Annotated in this window: 2 protein-coding genes; one reads left to right on the plus strand and one right to left on the minus strand. The window is 63.1% G+C overall.

Going from position 1 to position 1,944, the window contains the following annotated elements; genetic code table 11:
• Positions 1-715 (minus strand): VOC family protein (locus tag EN935_RS33540; RefSeq protein ID WP_127374101.1); only part of this gene is annotated, 715 nt, incomplete at its 3' end.
• 187 nt (positions 716-902) lie between these two features.
• Between EN935_RS33540 and EN935_RS33545 the strand changes: the two genes are divergently transcribed.
• On the plus strand, positions 903-1,944 hold a 1,042-nt coding region (locus EN935_RS33545), incomplete at its 3' end, for a sulfatase-like hydrolase/transferase (protein WP_245489120.1).

The raw sequence follows: 1,944 nt of genomic DNA on the forward strand, positions 1-1,944 counted from the left end.
CCATCAACGCCTTGCGCACTTCGAGCTGCTTGGCGCGATTCTCGACGGCGAAGGCGACGTGATGGACGGAGCCGGCGCCGAGATCGGCGAAGGCAGCAGCCGGCAGCGATTCGATATCGACGACATCGGCGCCATTGCCGTTCTTCACCGCCAGCCGCCTGACGTTGCCGGACCTGTCGACTTCCTCATAGCCCATGAACTTCAGCAGCTCCTCAGTGGCGTCGCCATCCTTCAACCGGAGCGACACCGAGTGGAAGCCTCTGATGGCCTCGTCCGTGGGAACACCACCTTTCGCCCATGGCGCTCTGCTGTCAGCCTTGTCCTCGACCAGCGCGAAGCCGTCGCCGTCCGGTCCGGCAAAGGCCAGACGCTTCTCGCCGAATGTCTCTTCGTGCGACAGGCCGGTGACGCCCTCATCGGCAAAACGCTTTTCCCAGTAGGTGAGCGTGCCTTCCGGCACCGAGTAGACCGTGGTGCCGACTTCGCCGACGCCATGCCGGCCCTTGCCGATGTCGGGGAACGGAAAATAGGTCATCACCGAACCGGGCGTCCCGGCCTCGTCGCCGTAATAAAGGTGGTAGACATCAGGCGCGTCGAAATTGACGGTCTTCTTGACCCGGCGCTGGCCGAGCTTTTTGGTGAAGAACTCATTGTTCTGGCGGGCATCCCTGGCCATCGATGTGACGTGATGCAGGCCTTTGATCTGGTCGAGCATTGTCTTGCTCCTTCCCTTGGTGCTTGTGCGGCCCTCGCCGCTGTCCACGCCAATATGAGGACGCGGCCGCTCTGGGCAAAGGCGGCAAACACAGAATGGACTGTGCTGTAAAAGTGAACAATACAAAGAGTTCTGTTCACCAATTGACTCACATGACAGGCTTGCGCCAGCGCCAGAATTCGGTTCCATGAGCGGCGTTCGACCATCCCAGGACAGAGTATCGCGCGTGATTGGAAAAACCAGGCGGCCTAACATTCTGCTGATCACATGCGACCAGTGGCGCGGCGATTGTCTGTCGTCTGCGGGCCATCCGGTTGTGAAGACGCCGAATGCCGACGCACTGGCCGCAGAGGGTGTGCTGTTCAAGCGGCACTATGGCGGTGCGGCGCCCTGCTCGCCGGCCCGCGCCTGCCTCTACACCGGCCTCTACCAGATGAACAACCGCGTCTGCCGCAACGGCACGCCGCTCGACGCCCGACACGGCAACATCGCGCTGCATGCGCGCGCCCTCGGCTATGATCCGACGCTGTTCGGCTACACCGATGTCTCGCTCGATCCGCGCCTGCTGGCGCCGGGCGACCCGCGGCTGCAAAGTTATGAAGGCGTGCTGCCAGGCTTTACGGTGCGCCAGTTGCTGCCCGAACATCAGAAACAGTGGCTGTCCTGGCTGAAGCAGCGGGGTATCGACACCAGCGCCGGGTCTCCCGACATCCATCGACCGGTGAACGGCGACAAGACTGGCGCTGTCAGCAACGCCCCGCCCGTCTACTCAAGGGACGAAACCCCGCCCGCCTTCCTGACCGGCGAATTCACGCGCTGGCTTGGCGAGCAGGACGACGCCGCGCCGTGGTTCGCGCATCTTTCCTTCATCAGCCCGCACCCGCCCTTCATCGTGCCGGAACCCTACAACACGATGTATCAACCTGCCGATGGCCCGGCCTTCCGGCGCGCGGCAAGCTGGCAGGAAGAGGCGCAGAGCCATCCCTACCTCGCCTATGACATTGGCCGACAGAAGCAGGCCAGGTTCCGTGCCGACGCCAATGGCAAGGTGCACGACTGGAGCGATGACGACTTCCGCCGCATCCGGGCGATCTATTACGGCATGATCTCGGAGGTCGACGCGCAGCTCGGCCGCATCTGGCAAGCAGTCAGGGCCGCGGGCGCGTGGGACGACACCATCATCGTGCTGACGTCAGATCACGCCGAGAGGATGGGCGACCATTTCATGC

Origin of the sequence: Mesorhizobium sp. M7D.F.Ca.US.004.03.1.1, from assembly GCF_003998635.1 — a bacterium.
GTDB lineage: Bacteria > Pseudomonadota > Alphaproteobacteria > Rhizobiales > Rhizobiaceae > Mesorhizobium > Mesorhizobium loti.